The 22,660-nt window shown below is 63.9% G+C and carries 24 protein-coding genes and 1 tRNA gene; 15 read left to right on the top strand and 10 right to left on the bottom strand.

Annotation, left to right across the window (positions count from 1 at the left end; all coding sequences use genetic code 11):
• Nucleotides 1–400: 400 nt before the first annotated feature.
• Together F757_RS0116460 and F757_RS0116455 are read right to left on the bottom strand one after the other, a co-directional pair.
• Nucleotides 401–631, bottom strand: coding sequence for a hypothetical protein (locus tag F757_RS0116460; protein ID WP_027212350.1), 231 nt, complete (start codon nt 629–631; stop codon nt 401–403).
• 176 nt (nt 632–807) lie between these two features.
• On the bottom strand, nt 808–2,028 hold the full coding sequence (locus F757_RS0116455) for a Bcr/CflA family multidrug efflux MFS transporter (RefSeq protein WP_027212349.1): 1,221 nt from the start codon (nt 2,026–2,028) through the stop codon (nt 808–810).
• Nucleotides 2,029–2,279: 251 nt separating this feature from the next.
• Between F757_RS0116455 and F757_RS0116450 the strand changes: the two genes are divergently transcribed.
• The 8 genes from F757_RS0116450 to F757_RS0116415 all read left to right on the top strand — a co-directional run bounded on the left by F757_RS0116450 (nt 2,280) and on the right by F757_RS0116415 (nt 9,834).
• Entirely contained in the window at nt 2,280–2,738 is a 459-nt protein-coding gene (locus F757_RS0116450) for a hypothetical protein (protein WP_027212348.1), read from the top strand.
• Between the two features lie 170 nt (nt 2,739–2,908).
• Complete coding sequence (gene hemL / locus F757_RS0116445; RefSeq protein ID WP_027212347.1) at nt 2,909–4,192, top strand: glutamate-1-semialdehyde 2,1-aminomutase; 1,284 nt, start codon at nt 2,909–2,911, stop codon at nt 4,190–4,192.
• A gap of 51 nt (nt 4,193–4,243) precedes the next feature.
• On the top strand, nt 4,244–5,398 hold the full coding sequence (gene ribD, locus F757_RS0116440) for a bifunctional diaminohydroxyphosphoribosylaminopyrimidine deaminase/5-amino-6-(5-phosphoribosylamino)uracil reductase RibD (protein ID WP_027212346.1): 1,155 nt from the start codon (nt 4,244–4,246) through the stop codon (nt 5,396–5,398).
• A 15-nt stretch (nt 5,399–5,413) separates the two neighbouring features.
• The gene (locus F757_RS0116435) at nt 5,414–6,028 is read left to right on the top strand and encodes a riboflavin synthase (RefSeq protein WP_013340227.1); all 615 of its coding nucleotides are present in this window, start codon (nt 5,414–5,416) and stop codon (nt 6,026–6,028) included.
• A 228-nt stretch (nt 6,029–6,256) separates the two neighbouring features.
• Nucleotides 6,257–7,393: a bifunctional 3,4-dihydroxy-2-butanone-4-phosphate synthase/GTP cyclohydrolase II gene (gene ribBA, locus F757_RS0116430; RefSeq protein ID WP_027212345.1), complete on the top strand. Its 1,137-nt coding sequence runs from the start codon at nt 6,257–6,259 to the stop codon at nt 7,391–7,393.
• Nucleotides 7,394–7,441: 48 nt separating this feature from the next.
• A complete protein-coding gene (gene ribH / locus F757_RS0116425) occupies nt 7,442–7,948 on the top strand; it encodes a 6,7-dimethyl-8-ribityllumazine synthase (RefSeq protein WP_006050161.1) in 507 nt (168 codons plus the stop codon).
• Entirely contained in the window at nt 7,945–8,379 is a 435-nt protein-coding gene (nusB, locus tag F757_RS0116420; protein WP_025601362.1) for a transcription antitermination factor NusB, read from the top strand. The genes ribH and nusB overlap by 4 nt, the downstream gene beginning before the upstream one ends.
• A gap of 258 nt (nt 8,380–8,637) precedes the next feature.
• Nucleotides 8,638–9,834 (top strand): pyridoxal phosphate-dependent aminotransferase, encoded by a 1,197-nt coding sequence (locus F757_RS0116415; protein WP_027212344.1) that lies wholly within the window; start codon nt 8,638–8,640, stop codon nt 9,832–9,834.
• A 217-nt stretch (nt 9,835–10,051) separates the two neighbouring features.
• Here F757_RS0116415 and F757_RS0116410 read toward each other — a convergent pair whose 3' ends face one another.
• Nucleotides 10,052–11,254 carry a lytic transglycosylase domain-containing protein gene (locus tag F757_RS0116410; RefSeq protein WP_027212343.1) on the bottom strand — a complete coding sequence of 401 codons (1,203 nt, stop codon included), beginning with the start codon at nt 11,252–11,254 and terminating at the stop codon, nt 10,052–10,054.
• A 600-nt stretch (nt 11,255–11,854) separates the two neighbouring features.
• Between F757_RS0116410 and F757_RS0116405 the strand changes: the two genes are divergently transcribed.
• Together F757_RS0116405 and F757_RS0116400 are read left to right on the top strand one after the other, a co-directional pair.
• The gene (locus tag F757_RS0116405) at nt 11,855–13,423 is read left to right on the top strand and encodes a UbiD family decarboxylase (RefSeq protein WP_027212342.1); all 1,569 of its coding nucleotides are present in this window, start codon (nt 11,855–11,857) and stop codon (nt 13,421–13,423) included.
• 50 nt (nt 13,424–13,473) lie between these two features.
• Nucleotides 13,474–14,169, top strand: coding sequence for a LysE family translocator (locus tag F757_RS0116400; RefSeq protein ID WP_027212341.1), 696 nt, complete (start codon nt 13,474–13,476; stop codon nt 14,167–14,169).
• A 73-nt stretch (nt 14,170–14,242) separates the two neighbouring features.
• On the opposite strand, the gene F757_RS0116395 is transcribed toward F757_RS0116400, so the two are convergent.
• From F757_RS0116395 to F757_RS36230, 3 genes are all read right to left on the bottom strand, one after another.
• Nucleotides 14,243–15,226, bottom strand: a complete 984-nt coding sequence (locus F757_RS0116395; RefSeq protein WP_027212340.1) for a threo-3-hydroxy-L-aspartate ammonia-lyase — start codon at nt 15,224–15,226, stop codon at nt 14,243–14,245.
• 173 nt (nt 15,227–15,399) lie between these two features.
• Nucleotides 15,400–15,696 (bottom strand): hypothetical protein, encoded by a 297-nt coding sequence (locus F757_RS0116390; RefSeq protein WP_027212339.1) that lies wholly within the window; start codon nt 15,694–15,696, stop codon nt 15,400–15,402.
• 396 nt (nt 15,697–16,092) lie between these two features.
• Nucleotides 16,093–16,254, bottom strand: a complete 162-nt coding sequence (locus F757_RS36230; RefSeq protein ID WP_013340237.1) for a hypothetical protein — start codon at nt 16,252–16,254, stop codon at nt 16,093–16,095.
• A gap of 255 nt (nt 16,255–16,509) precedes the next feature.
• On the opposite strand from F757_RS36230, the gene F757_RS0116380 reads away from it, so the two are divergent.
• From F757_RS0116380 to F757_RS0116365, 4 genes are all read left to right on the top strand, one after another.
• Nucleotides 16,510–17,439 (top strand): Rossmann-like and DUF2520 domain-containing protein, encoded by a 930-nt coding sequence (locus F757_RS0116380; protein WP_027212338.1) that lies wholly within the window; start codon nt 16,510–16,512, stop codon nt 17,437–17,439.
• A 77-nt stretch (nt 17,440–17,516) separates the two neighbouring features.
• Nucleotides 17,517–17,837, top strand: coding sequence for an EthD family reductase (locus F757_RS0116375; RefSeq protein ID WP_027212337.1), 321 nt, complete (start codon nt 17,517–17,519; stop codon nt 17,835–17,837).
• A 214-nt stretch (nt 17,838–18,051) separates the two neighbouring features.
• Nucleotides 18,052–18,615 (top strand): YggT family protein, encoded by a 564-nt coding sequence (locus F757_RS0116370; protein ID WP_013340240.1) that lies wholly within the window; start codon nt 18,052–18,054, stop codon nt 18,613–18,615.
• 84 nt (nt 18,616–18,699) lie between these two features.
• Nucleotides 18,700–18,773 (top strand) — tRNA-Gly (locus F757_RS0116365).
• A 32-nt stretch (nt 18,774–18,805) separates the two neighbouring features.
• Here the strand turns inward: F757_RS0116365 and F757_RS0116360 are convergent.
• A complete protein-coding gene (locus tag F757_RS0116360; RefSeq protein ID WP_232221420.1) occupies nt 18,806–19,078 on the bottom strand; it encodes a hypothetical protein in 273 nt (90 codons plus the stop codon).
• A 545-nt stretch (nt 19,079–19,623) separates the two neighbouring features.
• On the opposite strand from F757_RS0116360, the gene trmB reads away from it, so the two are divergent.
• Entirely contained in the window at nt 19,624–20,412 is a 789-nt protein-coding gene (gene trmB, locus F757_RS0116355; RefSeq protein ID WP_027212335.1) for a tRNA (guanosine(46)-N7)-methyltransferase TrmB, read from the top strand.
• Between the two features lie 155 nt (nt 20,413–20,567).
• Here trmB and F757_RS0116350 read toward each other — a convergent pair whose 3' ends face one another.
• The 3 genes from F757_RS0116350 to F757_RS0116340 form a co-directional block, all read right to left on the bottom strand.
• Nucleotides 20,568–21,410, bottom strand: a complete 843-nt coding sequence (locus tag F757_RS0116350; protein WP_027212334.1) for an undecaprenyl-diphosphate phosphatase — start codon at nt 21,408–21,410, stop codon at nt 20,568–20,570.
• A gap of 87 nt (nt 21,411–21,497) precedes the next feature.
• Nucleotides 21,498–22,088 carry a DUF1439 domain-containing protein gene (locus F757_RS0116345; RefSeq protein ID WP_027212333.1) on the bottom strand — a complete coding sequence of 197 codons (591 nt, stop codon included), beginning with the start codon at nt 22,086–22,088 and terminating at the stop codon, nt 21,498–21,500.
• Between the two features lie 56 nt (nt 22,089–22,144).
• Entirely contained in the window at nt 22,145–22,417 is a 273-nt protein-coding gene (locus F757_RS0116340) for a YkgJ family cysteine cluster protein (protein ID WP_051376798.1), read from the bottom strand.
• Nucleotides 22,418–22,660 lie beyond the last annotated feature (243 nt).

The raw sequence follows: 22,660 nt of genomic DNA, 5'->3' as shown, positions 1-22,660 counted from the left end.
TGGTGCGGGAAGCGCGGGCAGCGTTCAGGAGACGGCGCGGGCGCTGCCCTTCAGGCGTGAGCCCCGATGGTAAGCGCGAACCGCGAGCAAATCGCCTTGCTGGCGAAGTGGACTGCTTTATAGATATGCGCGCTACGGTGCGCGACAGTTGCAAGTCAAAGACAGCCGCACATGGTGAATCGACAGAATGCCTGCCGCCACCAGGATTTACGCGCCTTCGCCGATTCTGACAGTGTCGAGACGCATACGAAGCCGTTCGCCACCGGTATATGAAAATAGCGACCGCCCGGCTTAGCGAGCGCAGAAGAAGTCGATATGCGACGGACGCGCGCCGTGGTGCCCAGCCAGCTTGAACACCACTCCGGAGCGAAAGACACGGCGCCGCCGCCCCGCCCTCCCCTCACACACTAACCACTTCCAGCCGCTCCCGGGCATCAGCGCAACGCCGGTTGAGATCGCGATGCATCAACCGGCTGTCGAGCAGCGTCGATACATCGGTCAGGCCATAATCAAAGCGCAATACGTATTCGATGTCCGTGTAATCGTGATAAGCGCCGCTGTCGGCCAGCTTCTGCGCTTCGGCAAAAGCAGCTTGCCGCCGCTCGCCGTTCATCAAATCTCTGATCGCCATGATTGCCGCTCCGAGGAACAGTGGTCCCATCATAGCAATGCAAATTGGAACGCAAGGTCGCGTGCGCGCAACACCTGGTGTTTTCCGCTAGATACGCCGGCCGCCCGCGTGGCAGGCACGCTGGCGAGCCGCCAACACCCGCGCGCCGCTCGAGCGCCGTGAAGACCGCGCTGCCGTCAAACAACAGCCACCGGCGCCTTCGTGCCGTGCCAGCGCACAACCAGAACCCGGCCGACATAGCATAACGACCCCGCCACACCCACCACGATGCCCATGCCCTTGGGCGAACCGTCCGGCCACAGGCCGACCGCAAGGCTCGACAGCGCGCCTAGCGCCAGTTGCACCGCGCCGAACACGGCGGCCGCCGCGCCCGCATTTAACGGATAGCGATGCATCAGATCCGTGGTGCAATTGGCCGATAGCAAACCCACCACGCCGACTACGAAGAAAAGACCGGCCACGATCGACCACAAGCCGCCCCAGCCCGTCAACGAAACAAGGCATACGAAGAGCGACGCCACGCAACTGACGGTCGCGGCGAACGAAATAATCGGCAACGACCCGAGCTGGCCGACGAGCCGCGTGTTCATGAAGTTGCCAAACATGATGCCGACGATGTTCAGCGCGAACAGAAAGCCATAGTGCTGCGCCGACACGTGGAAGTATTCGATGTAGACGAACGGCGTGGCCGTGATGTACGCGAACATCGACGCGAACGCCATGCCGCCGCACAGCATATGCCCCCACGCCACGGGATCGCGCAACAAGCGGCCGTAGGCGGCAAACGACTTGAAAAGCGCAGACTGCGCCCGCTTCTCGCGCGGCCAGGTTTCCGGCACCTTCAGGAAGGCGGTGATCGCGCACACGGTGCCGAACAGCGTCAACGCGACGAACACGATCCGCCAGCCGCCAAGCAGCAGCAGTTGTCCGCCGATCAACGGCGCGAGCAACGGGCCGATAGATGTGACGATGGCCAACATCGAGAGCACCCGCGCGGCGTCGGTGGGACCGTAGGCGTCACGTGCAATCGCGCGGGCGAGCACGGACGCCGCGCCTGCCCCGAGCGCCTGCACAAAGCGAAAGGTAATCAGCGCGCCAATGGAAAACGACAGCGTGCAGGCAATGCTCGCCAGCGCATACATGACGATGCCGCCGAGCAGCACCGGCCGGCGGCCATACGTATCGGACAGCGGCCCGTAAAGCAGCATGCCGATTGAAAAGCCGAACATGAAACTCGTGAGCGTGGTTTGCGCCGCGCTCGTGCCGATCGCAAAGGCCTGCGCGATAGTGGGCAGGCTCGGCAGATACATGTCGATTGAAATTGGCCCGCACGCGGCCAGCGCGCCGAGCAACAGAATCAGCCGGCCATCTGGCCGGCGTCCGGTGACGTGAGACATGCGAATCCAGGTGAAGCGCGCGTCTCTCGAAAAGCGGCGCGCGATGATCCGAAAGACCGGCATTGACCGCGTCGATTGTACGCGACGCTCACTGCCCCTGCCCCGCCGCATACGCCAGGAGGCAATGCTGCATGCGCTGTCCATGCCGTGGGCAAGCGCGTCAGCGATCGGTTAAGCTGCCGCGTGAATGCTTCGGCGTCACGCGAAAATGCAGATGGCGTCTCTTACTCATAATTCTTTATAGCGCTGCGATGACTGCCTTCCTGCTGATCTGGAGCCCGAAAAAATGGCCGTGGCCCGAGTTGCCCGACGTGGCGAAACGCGTCGCCGCCGGCGTCGCGGTAGCCGACGTCTGGGGTTGCGGATTCGCCCGTGGCATTCTGCCTGGCGACCGGGTGTTTCTGCATCGCGTCGCGATGGAACCGAAGGGCATTTTCGGCTCGGGTTACGTCACGCGCGCACCGTACGAGGTCCCGGATCCTGCGACGAAGCGCGGCTACCGCCTGTGCATCGACTTCGTCTATGACTGGCTCGTCGACGCGCATCAGAACGTGGTGATTGCTCGCGATTCGTTGCGCGTACATCCATTTTCGGTGCAAACGTGGGATGCGCAGAGTTCGGGCACGGTGATCAAACCGGTCGCGGAAGGGGCGCTCGAAAAGCGCTGGAAGGAACTGACCGGCAAACAGAAGCACCCTGCCGAGCGCTGACAACCAGGCTGACAACCAGGCTGACAACGGGCCTGACTCCGCCTGAGCGCCACGCCCGCCCGCAAAACCTGTTTGCACCGACTCCGGTACAATTTCCTCACCTATTCCAGCTCCACGCGAACCGCCCACGGGCGAAGCGCGCCGCTGCGCAACCCAATCCAGTTATCGCCATGTCCAAAAACCAAACCCTTTTCGACCGCGCGCAACGCACCATTCCCGGCGGCGTGAATTCGCCGGTGCGCGCGTTCCGCTCAGTGGGCGGCACGCCGCGCTTTATCGAACGCGCGCAAGGGCCTTACTTCTGGGACGCCGACGGCCAGCGTTATATCGACTACATCGGCTCCTGGGGCCCGATGATTCTGGGTCACGTGCGTCCCGAGGTGCTCGAAGCGGTGCAGCGTGTGCTCGCCAACGGCTTCTCGTTCGGCGCGCCCACTGAATCGGAAATCGAAATTGCCGAGGAAATCTGCAAGCTCGTCCCGTCCATCGAACAGGTGCGCATGGTCTCGAGCGGCACCGAGGCCACCATGAGCGCGCTGCGTCTTGCGCGGGGCTTTACGAACCGCAGCCGCATCGTCAAATTCGAAGGCTGCTACCACGGCCATGCGGACAGCCTGCTCGTGAAAGCAGGTTCGGGTCTGCTGACCTTCGGCAATCCGACGTCGGCGGGCGTGCCGGTCGACATTGCCAAGCACACCACGGTTCTCGAGTACAACAACGTCGCGGCGCTCGAAGAAGCCTTCAAAGCGTTCGGCAACGAAATCGCCTCGGTGATCGTGGAACCTGTGGCGGGCAACATGAACCTCGTGCGCGCGACGCCCGACTTTCTGCAAGCATTGCGGCGCCTGTGCACCGAATACGGCTCCGTGCTGATTTTCGACGAAGTGATGTGCGGGTTCCGCGTCGCGCTCGGCGGCGCGCAACAGGTGTACGGCATCACGCCGGACCTCACGTGCCTCGGCAAGGTGATCGGCGGCGGCATGCCGGCGGCGGCCTTCGGCGGCCGGCGCGACATCATGGCTCACCTTGCGCCGCTCGGCGGCGTCTACCAGGCGGGCACGTTGTCGGGCAATCCCATCGCGGTCGCCGCAGGTCTGAAGACGCTGCAACTCATTCAGGCGCCGGGCTTTTACGACACGCTAGGCGCACGCACGGCGCGTCTTGCGCAAGGTCTTGCACGCGTCGCGCGCGAGGCCAACGTGCCGTTCGCGGCGGATTCGCTAGGCGGCATGTTCGGGCTTTACTTCACCGAATCCATTCCAACCAGCTTCGCCGAAGTCACGCAGAGCGACGTGCCGCGCTTCAATGCGTTCTTCCACAAGATGCTCGACGCCGGCGTGTACTTCGCGCCCTCCGCGTATGAGGCGGGCTTCGTTTCGATGGCTCACGACGACGCCATCGTCGACGCCACGATCGAAGCGGCGCGTGGCGCGTTCGCGTCGCTGACCGCCTGACGCCCCTACAACAACTGCCTGCCCTCAGTCACCGCACCCCCTCAGACACCGATGTTCTCGCAAACCGACTTCGTCCATATGGAACGCGCGCTCGCGCTGGCCAGGCGCGGCATGTACACCACCGACCCCAACCCGCGCGTGGGCTGCGTGATCGTCCAGAACGGCGAAGTGATCGGCGAAGGATTCACACAACCGGCCGGGCAGGACCATGCCGAAATTCGTGCGATGAAAGACGCGCGTTCGCGCGGTCACGATCTGCGCGGCGCAACGGCTTACGTCACGCTCGAACCGTGCAGCCATTTTGGCCGCACGCCGCCGTGCGCGAGCGCGCTGATCGAAGCGCAAGTCGCGCGCGTGGTCGCCGCGATGGAAGACCCGAATCCGCAAGTGTCGGGGCGCGGCCTCGCCATGTTGCGCGACGCCGGCATCGAGGTGCGCTGCGGCCTGCTCGCCAACGAAGCGCACGAACTGAACATCGGCTTCGTGTCGCGCATGACGCGCGGCCGGCCGTGGGTGCGCATGAAAGTCGCCGCGTCGCTCGACGGCCGCACCGGCTTGCCCTCCGGCGTCAGCCAATGGATCACCGGCGAAGCGGCACGCGCCGACGGCCATGCGTGGCGCGCACGCGCTTCGGCGATCCTGACGGGCATCGGCACCGTCAGGGAAGATGATCCGCGTATGACGGTGCGCGCCGTCGACACGCCGCGCCAGCCGCAACGCGTGTTGATCGACAGCCAGTTGGAGGTGTCGCCGCAGGCGCAGATTCTGGCCGGCGCACCCACGCTGATTTTCTGCGGCAATCTGGATCAGCGGCATCGCGAACGCGCGCAGGCGCTGCGCGATCGCGGCGCGGAGATCGTCGAAATGGCCAATGCAGCCGGCAAGGTGGACCTGCCGGGCATGCTGAAGGCGCTGGGCGAGCGCCAGGTGAACGAGCTGCATGTGGAAGCCGGCTACAAGCTGAACGGCTCTCTCCTGCGCGAAGGCTGCGTGGACGAACTGCTGGTGTATCTTGCACCCAGCTTGCTCGGCATCGACTCCATGAGCATGTTCAACCTGAGCGCGCCCGAAACGCTGGAAGGCCGCGTCAAGCTTGCGTTTCACAACGTCGAGCGCATCGGCGACGATTTGCGGATTCTCGCGCGCCTCCTGCCCGCCGGCGCCGCAGCCGGGACTGACGCCGCGTCCCAACCCGTTTCGTTTTGATCGAGGATGAGTACGATGTTCACAGGAATCGTCGCGGCCGTGGGCCGCATCGAGTCAGTCAAGCCGCTCGGCACCAACGGCGACGCGGGCGTGCGCCTGAATGTGCAGGCCGGCGGCCTCGACCTCGCCGACGTGCAGCTCGGCGACAGCATTACAATTCAGGGCGCCTGCATGACCGTGGTCGCGAAAACCGACCACTCCTTCGAAGTAGACGTCTCGCGCGAAAGCCTGAACTGCACGGCGGGCCTCGGCGAAGTGGGCGAAGTCAATCTGGAGAAGGCCCTGCGCGCGCACGACCGGCTCGGGGGGCATATTGTCTCCGGTCACGTGGACGGCCTTGGCACAGTCACGCATTTCGCGCCGGTCGGCGAGTCGCACGAACTGCGCGTGCTGGCGCCGCGCGAAATTGGCCGCTATCTCGCATACAAGGGTTCTATCACTGTCAACGGCGTGAGTCTGACCGTCAACTCGGTTAAAGATCGCGACGATGGCTGCGAGTTCTCGATCAATCTGATTCCGCACACGGTGGAAGTGACCGCGCTCAAGCATCTGCGTGAAGGCACGCCGGTGAATCTGGAAATCGATCTGATCGCGCGGTATGTCGAGCGCATGCTCAACGCGCCGAAGTAACCACTAGCAGTGCAGCACTGAACCCGCCGTGCCGGTTGGTGCCGGCCGCGCATCGGCTAGCCGGCGCCCGCTAACGGCTTCCGCCGGTTCATGCGTGCATCGTCTGGACGAGCTTAGCAAGGGCTGATGGCACATCGCCAGTCGGCCAAACGGCCTATGCCGTCTGGTGGAGGCGACTTGAGAGCGTGCGTGGCGTAAAATACGCGCTTTCCCGAAAAACTCGCCACCATGACGCTCGCCTCCACCCCAGAGATCATCGCCGAACTCAAAGCCGGCCGTATGGTGATCCTCGTCGACGAAGAAGATCGCGAAAACGAGGGCGACCTCGTGCTCGCCGCCGAATTCGTCACGCCGGAAGCGATCAACTTCATGGCCCGCTACGGCCGCGGCCTGATCTGTCTGACGCTCACGCAGGAACGCTGCAAGCTGCTCAACCTGCCGCTCATGACTTACCGCAACGGTACGCAGTACGGCACCGCGTTCACGGTCAGCATTGAAGCGGCCGAAGGCGTGACCACCGGCATTTCGGCAGCCGACCGCGCCCGCACGATCGCCGCGGCAGTCGCGCCGGACGCGAAAGCCGAGCACATCGTCCAGCCGGGCCACGTGTTCCCGATCATGGCGCAGCCAGGCGGCGTGCTCGTGCGAGCCGGCCACACGGAAGCGGGCTGCGATCTGACCGCGCTCGCCGGCCTTGCGCCCGCCGCGGTGATCTGCGAGGTCATCAACGACGACGGCACCATGGCACGTCTGCCTGACCTGATGGAATTCGCAAAACAGCATGATCTGAAGGTCGGCACGATTGCAGATCTGATCCACTATCGCAGCCGCACTGAATCGATCGTGGAGCGCATCTGCGAGCGCACCATGCAGACCGCGCACGGCGCGTTCCGCGCGGTCATGTATCTGGACCAGCCGAGCGGCCAGCCGCATATCGCTCTGGTACGCGGCACGCCGACGCCTGAGCAGGACACGCCTGTGCGGGTGCATGAGCCGCTCTCGGTGCTGGATCTGCTCGAAGTCGGCGAGTCCACGCATTCGTGGACGCTCGACGCCGCCATGAAAGAGATCGCCTCGCGCGAACTCGGCGTGATCGTGCTGCTCAATTGCGGCGACTCCAAAGAGCATCTGATCGACGTGTTCAAGGCGTTCGACTCGAAGGAAAAAGCCGACGCCCTGAAGCGGCGCCCCGTCGACTTCAAGACATACGGCATCGGCGCGCAGATTTTGCGCGAGCTTGGCGTGGGCAAAATGCAGGTGCTGTCGAACCCGCGCAAGCTGGGCAGCATGTCGGGTTACGGTCTCGAAGTCACCGGTTTCGTGCCCATGCCCGGCGGTACCTCGCAAACTCCGCAACAGGGCTGATCCGACCATTCACGCGCCTCGCGCCCACTCAAACACTACGGAATCAACATGGAAATCGGACAATACCAACCGAACCTCGACGGCGACGGACTGCGCATCGGCATTGTTCAGGCGCGTTTTAACGAACCCGTCTGCAACGGCCTCGCGGACTCGTGCATCGAAGAACTGGAACGCCTCGGCGTGACAGGCGAAGACGTGCTGCTCGTCACGGTGCCGGGCGCGCTCGAAATTCCGCTGGCGCTGCAGAAGCTCGCCGAAAGCGCCCAGTTCGACGCGCTGATCGCCCTCGGCGCGGTGATTCGCGGCGAGACGTACCACTTCGAACTGGTCTCGAATGAAAGCGGTGCGGGCATTACGCGTATCGGCCTCGACTTCGGCATTCCGGTGGCGAATGCCGTGCTGACCACGGAAAACGACGAGCAAGCTGTCGCGCGCATGACCGAGAAAGGCCGCGACGCAGCACGCGTGGCCGTCGAAATGGCGAATCTCGCGGTGGCGCTCGAGCAACTGGGCGGCGACGACGAAGAGGAAGACGAAGAAGAGGAAGAGGCATGAAGAGCGCACGCCGACGCTCCCGCGAACTGGCCACGCAGGGGCTTTATCAGTGGCTGCTGTCGGGTTCGCCCGGCGGTGAGATCGACGCGCAACTGCGCGGCGCGCAGGGCTTCGACAAAGCAGACCATGAGCACCTGGACGCGATCCTGCATGGCGTGATCCGCGATTCGGAGGCGCTGTCCGCCGATATCGCTCCGTGCCTCGATCGTCCCATCGACCAGCTTTCGCCGGTCGAACGCGCGGTACTGCTGGTTGCCGCGTTCGAGCTGAAGAACCACATCGACATTCCTTATCGCGTGGTGATCAACGAAGCCGTGGAGCTTGCCAAGACGTTTGGCGGCGCGGACGGCTACAAGTATGTGAACGGCGTGCTCGACAAGCTCGCGGCCAAGCTGCGCGCGGCGGAGACGGAAGCGGCCCGCAAGCGCTAGGCGTTTATTTGCGGGCGGCGGGAGCGTGCGTTGTTGTGCTTGAGCGTTGTTGTGCTTGAGCGTTGTTGAGCCTGCCTCGCGCGCGAGCGTTTTGAACGTGATTGAGCGGCTCTGGCGAGCCACCCCGCGGATGCAGCCGCCGCATTTGCAGCCGCCACTGTCGGCGGCGCTGCAATATATGGCTACGAGGGAGGCGCGGCACGCATGAACACAAGCGCGAGGCGCCCTCCGGTTTCTGCTTCAACTGGATTTAACCGTATGAACTCCGTGACCGAACCTCTTGTGCGGCTTGCCGCGCGCGTCGACTCCATTCAGCCGTTCTACGTAATGGAGCTGGCGAAAGAGGCCGCGCTTCTCGAGCGCGATGGCCGCGACATCATTCACATGGGAATCGGCGAGCCCGATTTCACCGCGCCGGAACCGGTGATCGAGGCTGCCGCCAACGCCCTGCGCCGCGGCGTCACACAATACACCAGCGCGCTCGGCCTGCACGCACTGCGCGAAGCGATCTCGGCGCATTACGCCAGCGTCTACGGCGTCAGCGTGGATCCCGCGCGCATCGTCGTGACGGCGGGTGCGTCAGCGGCGTTGCTTCTCGCGTGCGCGGCCCTGGTCGACCGCGACGACGAAGTGCTGATGCCCGACCCCTGCTATCCGTGCAACCGCCATTTCGTGATCGCGGCCGAAGGCAGACCCGTCATGGTGCCAGCCGGCCCTCCTGAGCGCTTTCAACTTACAGCAGCCGACGTGCAACGGCTCTGGAATGAGCGCACGCGCGGTGTGCTGCTGGCGTCGCCGTCCAATCCCACCGGTACGTCGATCGAGCCGGCCGAACTCGAACGCATCGTGAAGGCTGTGCGCGCGCGCGGCGGCTTTACGATCGTCGACGAAATCTACCAGGGCTTGAGCTACGACGCGAAGCCGATATCGGCGCTGTCTTACGGCGAGGACGTGATTACCGTCAACAGCTTCTCGAAGTACTTCAACATGACGGGCTGGCGGCTCGGCTGGCTTGTGGTGCCGCCGGGCATGGTGAGCGCGTTCGAGAAGCTTGCGCAGAACCTCTTTATTTGCGCGTCGGCGCTGGCGCAGCATGCGGCGCTCGCGTGTTTCGAAGCGCAAACTATCGCGACTTATGAAGCGCGTCGTCTGGAGTTCAAGCGGCGGCGCGATTTCATTGCGCCGGCGCTTCAATCGCTGGGCTTCACCGTTCCCGTCATGCCCGACGGCGCGTTCTACGTCTATGCGGACTGCTCCACCGTCAATCACGCTGCCGCCGGCGACAGCTCGGTGCTGACCAAAGCCATGCTGCATGACGCAGGCGTCGTGCTCGTGCCGGGCATGGATTTCGGCACGCATGCGCCCAGGCAATACATCCGGCTGTCGTACGCAACCGCGTATGCGAAGCTCGAAGAAGCGGTTGAGCGCCTCGCGCGCCTGTTCGGCAGGCAGTAGGCAGCAGCCGAGGGAGACAGCGGCGCGAGTTCCGGATGCGGGCGACGCGCGTCCTGTCGGGGCTGCGCAGGTGCGCAGCCTAGGGAGCAACGAACCGCCGTTAGGCTAGAGCGCGACCCGCAAAACCAGTCGCAGACGAAAAAAAGGACACTCGCGAGTGTCCTTTTTTGCTTCGGCGTTTTGCGTCAAGCCATCAACACTTTGCCGATCCAGCCGCTCAGGCGCCCAGCTCGGCAGCCGAGGCCACGTGTTTGGGGGCGCTCGCGCTGGCATCGTCCTGCTCCGACGCAGACGTCTTCGCGGGCGGCGCAGCAGCGCTCAACGGATGACTGCCTTCGAGCGTGACCTGCACGCGCCTGGCGTTGCTGCTGTTCGCAGCAGCCGGCGGCGCGGCAGCCTGGGACGGCGCGTTGTTCGATGCCGTAATGACCGGAGCCTGCGGAGCGTTGATCGGCACCTTGCGGCCGCGCGCGACGTCGCGCAGACGCGCGCGCTCGGCCATCACCTTGGCGCCGTAGCCGCCATCGTCCTGCGACGTGGAACCGACATACAGGCGCAAACCACCCGGCAGCGAACCGCCGCGGGCAATGCAGTCCTTCAGCACCAGCGCGCCCACCTTGATGTTCGCGAGCGGTTGGAGCGCGGCGCTCTCGCCGCCGAAATACTGGAATTTGTCCGAATGAACCTTGGACATCACCTGCATCAGGCCCTGGGCGCCCACGCCGCTCTCGGCATACGGGTTGAAGCCTGATTCGATCGCCATGACGGAGAGCAGCAGCAGCGGGTCGAGACCGACTTCGCGACCGGTGTCGAACGCAGCCTTCACGAGCTCGCCGACGGGCTCCTGGGCAACGCGGTAGCGCCGGGCCAGGTACGACGCAACGAGCGCCTGCTCACGCGACGAGACGAGCACGCGGTCGTCGCGTGCGTCGGCGGAAACGCGTTGTGCCGGAATGAGCCGGGCCAACGCGGAGACGCTTTGCATGGTGCGCGGGTCGAGCCCGTTGAGCGCGGCGATGCCCATGCCGGCCGAGCCGCTGCCGTCGAATGCTCCGTCATAGCTGGTGTTGCTGATGCTCACGCCGGCGCTCGTCGCGCCGTTTGCCGCATCTGCGGCAGGCGCGTTGGCAGACAGCGTTTCGTCCGAAGAAGCACGTCCCGGAGGCCCGAAAGCCGGCAGCGGGTTGCCCTGCAACAGACGAGCGGGGCCGGCCTGGACCGCCGCCGAAAGCACCGGCATGAGCTTGGCCGCGAGGGTGCCGCGCCACGCCGGCATCAGCCACAGCGCGATTGCCAGCACGACGGCAACGCCGCCGACAATGCTGAACAGATGATGACTCAATTGCGTCCCACGACGCACTGCACCGCGCACAACCTGCGCGATACGCTCATCGGGACGCCACGATAACCAGGCGTTCATTCAGATCTCCCATGTTGCATGATCCGCAAATTCCGCTGAACAAACAGGCGGTAGCACACATTCGCAGAGTCAAGACATCGCGCGCTCTGTCTGGTTAGGGCAGCAGCGACGTCGGGAAAACGGCAAATACCGTTTGTGGGGAGCCATCCTGAAGCGGTCCGCGGCACGCTCAGAGCATGCGGGCGGTGGCTCCCACGCGAAAAACCAGCGTCAGATGGCGCTGGCGAGGACAGCAATAAGACCGACGAATACCGTGCAGGGCTTCGGTAAGCGGTGACGCGTTGCGTCTAATGGGACCGGGGGCAGTGGTAAAAGGTTCACGCCCTGCAACCAACGTGGACGGATTCTAGGGCACGGTTTTATAGATCGTCAACACTAAAACTGGTCAAATGTATAACTAATTGTAATAACGAGAGGCTTTCGGCGGCCCTGAACGACCGCGCCAAGCGCTTTTCGGGCGATTTTGCTGCTTGCCCTGCCCTACGCCATTTGGCCGATCTACGTGCGCTGGCCAACGCAGGTAAAATCGACAATCGTTTGACGCCTGCAATAGCGTGGCGCCCTTCACTCTTCGCCGCTCGCGGCACTGAACCGCAACAGATGAAATACAAAGACTTGCGCGACTTCATCGGCCGTCTTGAGACGATCGGAGAACTGCGCCGTATCCCGCAAGAGGTCTCGCCCGTCCTGGAAATGACCGAGCTGTGCGACCGCGTGCTGCGCGCCGGCGGGCCAGCCCTGCTGTTTGAGAATCAGCAGCGGCATGCGTTCCCTGTGCTCGGCAACCTGTTCGGCACACCGCGGCGCGTTGCGCTCGGCATGGGTATCGACGCGCAGGCAGGCGAAGGCGACGGCGCGGCCCTGGAGTCGTTGCGCGACGTCGGCCGGCTGTTGTCGGCGCTGAAGGAGCCGGAGCCTCCCAAGGGGCTCAAGGACGCGGGCAAGCTGTTCTCACTCGCCAAGGCGGTGTGGGACATGGCGCCGAAAACCGTGAGCGCGCCGCCCTGCCAGGAAATCGTCTGGGAAGGCAATGACGTCGACCTCCAGGAGCTGCCGATCCAGACCTGCTGGCCTGGCGACGCCGGCCCGCTGATCACGTGGGGCCTGACCGTCACGAGGGGGCCAAACAAGAGCCGACAAAACCTCGGCATCTATCGCCAGCAACTGATCGGGCGCAACAAGCTGATCATGCGTTGGCTCGCACACCGCGGCGGCGCGCTCGATTTCCGCGAGTTCGCGCTGAAGAACCCTGGCAAGCCGTATCCGGTGGCCGTCGTGCTCGGCGCGGATCCGGCCACCATCCTCGGGGCGGTCACGCCGGTGCCCGACACGCTTTCCGAATACCAGTTCGCCGGGCTGTTACGCGGCGGACGAACGGAGCTCGCCCGCTGCCTTACGCCCGGCGTGGACGGCTTGCAGGTGCCCGCGCGCGCGGAAATCGTGCTCGAAGGCTTCATCTACCCACAGCAAGGCGAGGCTGCGGCCGCCCCCGCGGGCGCTCCGCCGCGGCCGGCAAAAGGCGCGTCGGCGGCCTATGAGCATGCGCTGGAAGGCCCCTACGGCGACCACACCGGCTACTACAACGAACAGGAGTGGTTTCCGGTCTTCACCGTCGAGCGCATCACGATGCGCCGCGACGCGATCTACCACTCCACGTACACCGGCAAGCCGCCCGACGAGCCCGCGGTGCTCGGCGTCGCGCTCAATGAGGTGTTCGTGCCGCTGCTGCAAAAGCAGTTCTCCGAAATCACCGACTTCTATCTGCCGCCCGAAGGCTGCAGCTACCGCATGGCCATCGTGCAGATGAAGAAAAGCTATCCGGGCCACGCCAAGCGCGTGATGTTCGGCGTCTGGAGCTTCCTGCGGCAGTTCATGTACACGAAGTTCATCGTGGTCGTGGACGAAGACGTGAACATTCGCGACTGGAAAGAAGTGATCTGGGCGATCACTACCCGCGTCGACCCGACGCGCGACACGGTGCTCGTCGATCGCACGCCGATCGACTACCTGGACTTCGCGTCGCCGGTCGCGGGACTGGGCTCGAAAATGGGGCTGGACGCGACCAATAAATGGCCGGGCGAAACAGATCGCGAATGGGGCCGCCCTATCGAGATGGACGCTTCGGTCAAGCGGCGAATCGACAGCCTGTGGAACGAGCTGGGCCTCTGAGCGCAGACGCGTCGCAACTGAATAACAAGATTGATGGAGCAGTAGCGCGGATGCATGCCTTTTCGTTGATGTCCGACGGTTTTTTTCTGTCCTTATCGCTTTGTCTGGACATCGGCCTCGTGAACGTGGCGATGATCTCGCTCGCCTTGTCGCATGGATTCAAACCGGGTTTCTGGCTAGGGCTCGGTTCGTGTGTCGGCGATCTGATTTATGCGGCGCTGGCGCTTGCCGGCATGGCCGCGCTGCTGCAGTTCGAGTCGGTGCGCTGGGTCGTGTGGATCGGCGGCGCGGGCATCCTGCTTTTTCTGACCTGGAAGATGGCACGCGAGGCCATGTTTCCAGCCTCGGCGCCGCCGGTCGCGGGCGAAGCTGACCTCAGTACACCGCATCTCGCGGCGTGGCGCGGCTTTCTGCGCGGCCTGTTGCTGGCGGTGTCGTCGCCCACGGCGATCTTGTGGTTTGCGGCGGTGGGCGGCGCGTTGATTGCCAAGGCCGGTGCAACGAGTGCTGCTACTGCGCCGGTATTTCTCGGCGGGTTCTTTCTCGGCGGCTTGTGCTGGACAGTGTTTATCTGCGGGCTCGGCAGCCACGGCCGCAAACGTGCCGGCACAGGTCTGCTGCGCGCTTGCCACGTAATGTCTGCGCTGCTGTTCGCGTACTTCTCATATAGCGTGATCGTGAACGGCTACCGCGATCTGATACTGCAAACGGCGCAGCACGCGCCGGCAACTCAAATGGCAAGCTGATAGAGAAAGAAGCCCGCCATTTCCACCGGCAAGCCATTTTCACAGCGTTACGGCGGCATCGCGCCGCCGGCCATCAGGCGAGATACTGCGCGAGCTTGTCGAGATCGACGTTGCCGCCGCTCACAATCACGCCCACGCGCTTGCCCTGCACGGGCACCACGCCGTTCAGCACGGCTGCAGCCGCAAGGCAGCCGGTCGGCTCCACCACGATCTTCATGCGTTGAGCGAAAAAGCGCATCGTCTCGATCAGTTGCTCGTCGGTAACCGTTTCGATCCGCGCGACCAGCTTGCGAATGATCGCGAACGTGTAGTCGCCCAGATGCGTGGAGGCCGCACCGTCGGCAATGGTGCGCGGCGTTTCTATATGCACCACCTCGCCGCGCGCGAGCGATTGCTGGCCGTCGTTGCCCGCTTGCGGCTCGATGCCGATCACCGTGCACTCAGGACTCAGTGCCGCAGCCGACAACGCGCTGCCGCCAATCAACCCGCCGCCGCCCAGGCACACGAACAACATGTCGAGCGGCCCGGTTTCCTCGATCAACTCCTTTACCGCAGTGCCCTGCCCCGCGATCACGTGCGGATGATCGTAGGGTGGAATCAGCGTCATGCCACGCTCCTTGGCAAGCCGCCGGCCGATCTCCTCGCGGCTTTCCTTATAGCGGTCGTAGGTGATCACTTCACCGCCATAGCCCTTGGTCGCGGCGACTTTCGCAGCGGGCGCATCGTGCGGCATGATGATCGTCGCGCGAATTCCGGCAAGACGCGCTGAGAGCGCAATGGCCTGCGCATGGTTGCCCGACGAGTAGGTCAGCACGCCCGCCTCGCGCTGCGCGGCGTCGAAATGCGAGATCGCGTTGTACGCACCGCGAAACTTGAAGGCGCCCATGCGCTGAAAGTTTTCGCACTTGAAATACACCGACGCACCGGTGCGCTCGTTGAACGTATGGGAGGTCAGCACCGGCGTGCGGTGAGCGACGCCTTCGAGGCGCGCCGCTGCGTCGAGTACGTCGTCGAAGGTGGGAGCGGGGAGTGATGGCGGGGGTTGCATCGGCTGCATGGGCGGAGAGTTCCAGAGCGGTGGCGAAGCAGGCATTCTCCCAGCTTCGCGGCCGCTTTGGAACGTCGTCAAACACTCAGGCAATGCAGCCGGAAGCAGAACGGCGTAACGCGGCGGTCAAGCCGGCGTTACGCCGTTCATCGATGGTCTTTCACGGCCGGAGGCCGGGCCGCTTAGCGCCGATAGTAACCGTGGCCGTAGCCCCGATAGTAGCCGTGGCGATAATAAGGGCGGCCATAACCGTAGTAACCGCCCACCACGACCGGCGCCGGCGCATAGACCACAGGCGGCGGAGCATAGACGACGGGCGGCGGCGGCGGGTAGTACACCGGCGGCGGCGCGGCATACACGGGGTAAGCCGGCGCGACCGGCACCCCGATACCGATACCGACAGAAACGTGGGCCTCGGCCACAGAGGCGAGCCCCACGCCTAGTGCCGCAGCAACCATAAACGGAACGATCTTTTTCACTTTGTTCTCCTGGCGCGGCCCACTCAGGGTCGCCGTCTTGGCATGCCTTGCATGCTACAAAATCAATTTATCCAAAAAGCCCGCGCAACGGTGTCCGCATTTGTAGCAAATTGCAATTGACGAAAACGAACCCGCGCGGGCGCCCTGCTGGCGTCGCTGGAGCGAAGGCTGGAAGTTCGCGTGGATTCGGGCGATTGCCCGGCTCTGCAACGGGGGAAGCGCTAATGACCGGCTTATGCGGGTTCAACGGCAGCAGTATCGGTAATCTTTAATTACAAATTAGCTTCGGCCCGGCACAAAGACGGCGCCGTAAAGCAACGACCCAACAAAAAGCCCGGCACAAAGGCCGGGCTTCGTCTCTCCTGCTCAGGCTCGCGCGCTTGCGCAGCCTCGGGCTTAGCCCACTTTCACATACGCAAATTCGCGCGACACATTCGGCGGTACATACGCCGCACTTATCCGCACGCGCGGGCTCAGACGCTTTTTCTGATCCCACCAGCGACGCCGCTGCGCGTGCGTCAGAAAGCGCAGGTGCTTACGGTAAGAAAAAATGCTCATCGTGACCTCCCCGAGTTCATTGCGAGTTTGCGAAGCAGGTACCCATGAAACAGCCACGGCCGTTTCTGCCATTTCGGCCATGTGGAAATTGTGAGCAGTTTTCAAGCCCGCGGGGCCGGCGCCCGGCCATGACGAGCGGCCTGTGTCATATCGTCGGCAAACTCATCTGACGACCGCCGCCGCAATCGCGCCACGCGCCGGCCAATGCGCGATACTGCTGTTTTCCTCTCCACGCCCGTGCGGAGTTCCGTCGATATGTCCCTGCCCCCTCTACCCCGTCTCGGCTTCATCGGCGCGGGCCGGCTCGCGCGTTGTCTCGCGCTCGGCTTTGCCGCGGCCGGCTATCCCGTCACGGCGGTGGCAAGCCGCACGTCAGCTTCGGCCAGTCGGCTCGCCGGCCAGATTCCCGGCTGCGCGGCGCTCGACGATCCGCAGTTGGTGGTCGACCGTGCCGACCTCGTCTTTTTAGCGGTTCCCGACGACGCCATCGGTACGTCAGCGCACACACTGCGCTTTAGCGCGGACGAAGCCCACGGCAAGGCGCTCGTGCATTGCAGCGGCGCGTCGCCGGTTGAACTGCTCGCGCCCGCGCGCGACCAGGGCGCGGCGATCGGCGGCTTTCATCCGCTTTTTCTTTTCGGCGGCGAGCGCAACGACCTCGAACGGATTGCCGGCTGTTCCGTGACCATCGAGGCCGACGGTGCGCTAAAGGACACACTGACCGCATTGGCCGTCGCGTTGCGCTGCCATCCGCTGTCGATTCCGCCGGGCGGCCGCATGCTGTACCACGGCGCTGCGCACTATGCGGCGAGTTTCGCGCTATGCAGCCTCGCCGAATGCGTTGCGCTCTGGCGCACGCTCGGTTTCGCCGAGGACGAAGCGCTGCGCGCGCTTTTGCCGATGCTCGCCGGCACGATTGAAACCGCGCGCGACAAGGGCCTTGCCAACGCGCTTGCCGGCCCCGTGTCGCGTGGCGATACCGGCGTCGTGCAGAAGCAGCTGGCGCTGTTCGAGAGCCTGGGCGGCGACCATGCCGCGCTGTACGGCCTGCTGTCGCGCCGCGCGGTCGGGTTGGCGCAGCGCCGCGCCAACCCGCCGGCCGCGATCGACGCCATCGCCGAGGCCGTGGAAGAATCGTTGGCCCGCTCACTCGATCAGGCGGCAGCAGGTGCAAGCGGTAAGTAAGCCGTGATAATGTGACGTCCGGCGCGGCGCGCAATCTGCCGGCGCCTCGCTTCGGGACCAACAGACGAGAACGCACAATGATCAAGGTCAGCATCCTCTATCCGTACCGGGAAAACGGCCACTTCGACGTGGAGTATTACTGCGCCACGCACATGCCGCTCGCGGCGGAGCTGTTCGGGCCGTCGCTAAAGGGCTGGTCAGTCGATGTCGGCATCAATGCGGGGCCGCCGGGCACGCCGCCGCCCTACGTGGCAGCAGGTCACTTCCTGTTCGATAGCACGGACGATTTTTATAAGGTCTTCAAGCCCGCATCGGAGCGACTGCTCGCGGACATTCCGAATTACACGGACGGCGGCAACGGCGCCATTCTCATCAGCGAGATCAAGGTATCGGTGTAATGGCTCGCGTTCGAGGCGAATCGCGGGGCCTGTGGGCGCCCGATGTTTGCGCCGACCTTGTAGCCAACGCTGACCGCCCGACTGCCCTCAAGCAACGTTGCAATGCATGCGGCCGCATCGGCGGCGCATGCGACACGAAAAACCGCCGCGCGCCCTACGAAAAGCGCTGGCGCCAGGCCGGTAACGGCCGCCATCAGAAGCATAAGGACACGAGATGTTTGGCGATATCGCCCGTTTTCTGCTCAATACCGTTTTCACGTTGTTCGGCGCGGCACTGCTGTTGCGCGCGTGGCTTCAGGTCGTGCGCATGCCGCCGTACAACCCGGTCACGAACGCCGTGCTGCAAGCCACCAACTGGATCGTCCTGCCGCTGCGGCGCATTTTGCCGAGCACCCGCAACGTCGACTGGGCAAGCCTCGCGGCGGCGCTGATCGCGGCCATCGTCTACGTGGTACTGATGGTGGTGCTGACGGGCGCCGATCCGCTCACGCTGGTTCCGACCTTGCTGATCGTCGCGGTGCTGACGGTGATCAAGTGGGCGCTGAACCTGATCATCTGGATGACGATTCTGATGGCGCTGCTGTCGTGGCTCAATCCGCGGTCGCCGGCCATGCCGATTCTGTATCAGCTGACCGCGCCGTTTCTGAACCCGCTGCGACGCGTCGTGCCGCAACTGGGCGGCATTGACCTTTCGCCTATTCTTCTATTTGTGATCGTGCAGGTTCTGCTGATGGTGGTGACGCGCGCCGCCGTGCAGCTTACCTACTTCGTGATCTGAGACGGCTCCGGCTCGGCTAGAAGCAGAAAGGGCGGCGGCGCAATTTGCGCTCGCCGCCCTTTCGCGAGTAAAATAGCGCGCTCTGCGGGCGTCGTATAATGGTAATACCCTAGCTTCCCAAGCTAGAGCCGTGGGTTCGATTCCCATCGCCCGCTCCACTACCTCCCTAAGCGCATTCCTTCCTGCAAGCTCAGATCCACTGGTTAGCCTGCCACGCGAGGCGCGCGGACGCCGCATTGTGATAGCGGCCGAGGATATATCGAATACCGCCGCGGCATTCATCCACCGCATTGCCGAATGAGCCGATGCCGTCCGGATTCAATTCATATTGCGACGGCAGCAATTGAAAAAGCCCCCGCGCGCCCGAGCGCGGATTGCGCAGATTCACCGTGCCGCCCGACTCCTGCGCCATCAGCCACAGCAGGTCGTTGAATTGCGCGAGCGGCACACGCTCAATGAGCATGGCTTGACGAAGTGCATGCGACGATGAAGCCGGAACGCGGGTTGGCTCAATTGCTGTCCAGGCGGTTTTTGCCGCTTTTGCCTCGCGGTGACGGTGTGCATACTGACTCATAACGGATATTCGCTTGAATTAATCGTTAGGAAGAATTGGCTTGGAGGACGATTAAATCATATAAACGGCGCCACCCGTTATTGAAACGTAATGTGAGCGCGTTCGCGAATGCCGCCGCGAGGTGCGCGCCGTCTGGACGCACCCTTTTGCGTTGTGCTACCTTACGCGCACTTGCAACGCCCGCTCCACCTTACTGCTGCACCGTCGGCAGACATCAAGCACGAGCCGCCTCCACGAAGGCGGCTTTTTTATAGCGGCGCTGCCTTGCGCGGCAATCGGCGCAAACTGCCTGCCGCTATCACGCGCGGCGGCATGAGCGCAGCCGGCGCCGCGTCCTGATGACGAGGCGCCCGATGTACCCGACGTCGCACCTGATGATGCACCTGAGCGCGCCGCGCCAACGCAAAGCCTTCACCCTTGTAGCAGCATCGACCATGATCCACGACCCAAACGACGCCGGCTTGCCCGACGACCTTCCGCCCCCCTCCAGCGAAACCGGCGCCCACCCAGCGCAAGCCGCCGCGCATCCGGACGAGGCCTTGCACCGGCGCCGCATCCGCAGTTTCGTCACGCGCGCTGGCCGTGTGTCGACCGGCCAGCGCCGCGCAATGGACGAACTCGGCCCGCGCTTTGTCGTGCCGTTCGCGCCGCAGCAGCCTGACTGGAACAGCGTCTTCGGCCGCGAAGCGCCGCGCGTGCTGGAGATCGGTTTCGGCATGGGCGCAAGCACCGCCGAGATCGCCGCGCATCGTCCCGGCGACGACTTTCTCGGCGTCGAAGTGCACGAACCGGGCGTCGGCGCACTGCTGAAGCTGATGGGCGAACAGGCGCTCACCAACATCCGCATCATCCAGCATGATGCAGTCGAGGTGCTGGAGCAGATGATCGCCCCCGACAGTCTCGACGGCGTGCACATTTTCTTTCCCGATCCGTGGCACAAGGCACGGCATCACAAGCGCCGCCTGATTCAGCCGAAGTTCGTCGCGTTGCTTGCCTCGCGCCTGAAGCCGGGCGCCTATCTGCATTGCGCGACCGACTGGCAAAACTACGCGGAACAGATGCTCGAAGTGCTGGGCGCCGAGCCATCGTTGCAAAACACGGTCGACGGCTATGCGCCTCGCCCGGACTACCGACCGGTGACGAAATTCGAGCGACGCGGCCTGCGGCTCGGCCACGGCGTTTGGGATCTGGTGTTTCGCAAGCGCGAAGGCGAGCCCGGGTAAGCGGAACAGCCGGAGCGATCGGAACAACCAGAACAACTGTTACGCCGGAACATTGTCCGCAAGAGGACACGCGCTCAAACAGAAAGGTCCGCCTATGTCGCCGGGTAAGCGGCGGGCGGACCTTTTTCATTGCGCCGAGAAGCAGCGCAGCGGACTCAATCGGCCCAGCTAAGCGCGCCGCTATAACCCACCAGAAGAATCAGCAAGCCGAAGCCGATGCGATACCACGCGAACGCCGTGAAATCGTGCCCGGCTACATAGCGAAGCAGCCACCGCACGCACAGAAACGCGCTAATGAACGCAGCCACGAAGCCCACTGCGAAAAGGCCGAGCGCGTCGACCGACAGCGTGTGCCAGTCTTTGTACAGTTCGTACGCGGTCGCGCCGAACATGATGGGGATCGCGAGGAAAAACGAGAATTCGGTGGCCACGCGCCGGTCCAGGCCAAACAGCATTCCGCCGATGATCGTGGAGCCCGAACGCGACGTGCCGGGAATCAGCGCAAAGCATTGGGCGAGGCCAACCTTCAGCGCATCCATCGCGGTCATGTCGTCGACATCGTGCACGCGAGCCGTCTTGCTCTCGCCTGCCTGCCCGCGCTGCCGCGCCTCGACCCACAGAATGACCACGCCGCCCACCACGAGCGCGAACGCCACCGGCACCGGCGAAAAAAGCGCCGCCTTGATGGACTTTTCGAGCAGCAGCCCCAGCACGATCGCGGGGATGGTGGCGATGATCACATTCAGCGTGAAGCGCCGCGCTTCGGGACGGCTCGGCAAGCCGGTGACCACCGTGACAATGCGGCGGCGAAACTCCCAGCACACCGCGAGAATCGCGCCCAGCTGAATCACCACGTCGAAGGTTTTCGCGTGTGCGTCGTTGAAGTTGAGCAGACTGCCTGCAACGATCAGATGCCCCGTGCTCGACACCGGCAAGAATTCCGTCAAGCCTTCGACGATGCCGAGAATCAATGCCTTGCAAGCCAATAACCAGTCCATCCGTGCCCCTCATCGCTATAGATTCGATTGTGTTGGAACTGGCACGGCCAGCGCGACGACGCGCGGCCCTGCCGGCCGCGCACAGCGTCACTTCTCGACGATTTGCACGCGTATACCGTTTGTAAGGATGGTGATTGTACCGGGTTCGTAGTTGACTCCGGCAAATTGCAACTGTTCGGGCTTGAACGTGTAGATCGGATAATTGCTGAGCAACTGCGTGGCGAGCACGGCGGCCGCCGCGTTGATCTGCTGCGTGTAGGCCTGTGCGCCGCCGCTCACGCTCACGTTGTCCACGTTCGGTGATTTGAGCACGACGGACTTGCTCGCCGCATCATAGGCGAGTTCGCTCGACAGCGTGAAGACGCCGTCCACCGCTTGCGGCATGAAGGGGCTCGCGAGGTGCGCGTCGAGCTTCACGGAGACGCGGTTCGCCTCCGGCAGGAAGCCGACCACCGGATGGCTCAGCGCGACGTCGAACACTTGCGAGACCGTGCGCTGATAGGGAAATTTCCGCTGCACGGCGTCCTGCACCTGCTGCTGCGAGAACGTGTAGTGCGACGGAATGAAGGGAAAGGTCGACGTCGCGCATGCGCTGAGCGAGGCCATACCAAGCGCGCCCACCCCTGCCAGCGCGGCGAGCAAAAAACGGCGCCGAGCCGGCGCCACCAATCGAGCCATACGGTTTCTCCAATCGACCGCGCTTGCGGCCTTATCTCTCTGTCAAAGCGCCCGCGTCATGCGACGCCCGGCTGTGTCTGCACTTCGAGTTGCGCGAGCCACAGCAGCGCCTCGCCGCGACTGGCGCCGCACATCTCCACCTGCGGCTGCAAGCCGGAGCAGCAGGCGGGCCGCTCCGGCTGGCCGAAGATCGCACAACGCAAGTCGTCGCCGAGCTGCACGCAGCGCACGCCCGCCGGCTTGCCTTCCGGCATTCCTGGAATCGGGCTCGAAATCGACGGCGCGATACAGCACGCACCGCAATCCGGCCGGCACGCATGATCCGCCATATTGAACACAGACTCGCGTCTTGCCACGCGATCGCACGCATCACTCACAACACACTTCCTGAATTGAACCAGAGCGCCGCGGCGCCAGACCCGCATTGTGCCACTGTGTCGCGTGCGACCTTTTTACACAATCGCGCGCACGGCGGCTCCCGTACACTGAATCCAACTCAAGGCCACGCTCAGGAAGCGCTGGCGCGCTGCATGCGGTTTTCACGCGGTCTTCACGCGGCTTTCACGCCGTTT

Origin of the sequence: Burkholderia sp. WSM2232 (assembly GCF_000472545.1) — a bacterium.
Classification (GTDB): Bacteria; Pseudomonadota; Gammaproteobacteria; order Burkholderiales; family Burkholderiaceae; genus Paraburkholderia.
Note: the sequence above shows the minus strand (reverse complement) of the source record. Positions and strands in the feature narration are given on the sequence as shown.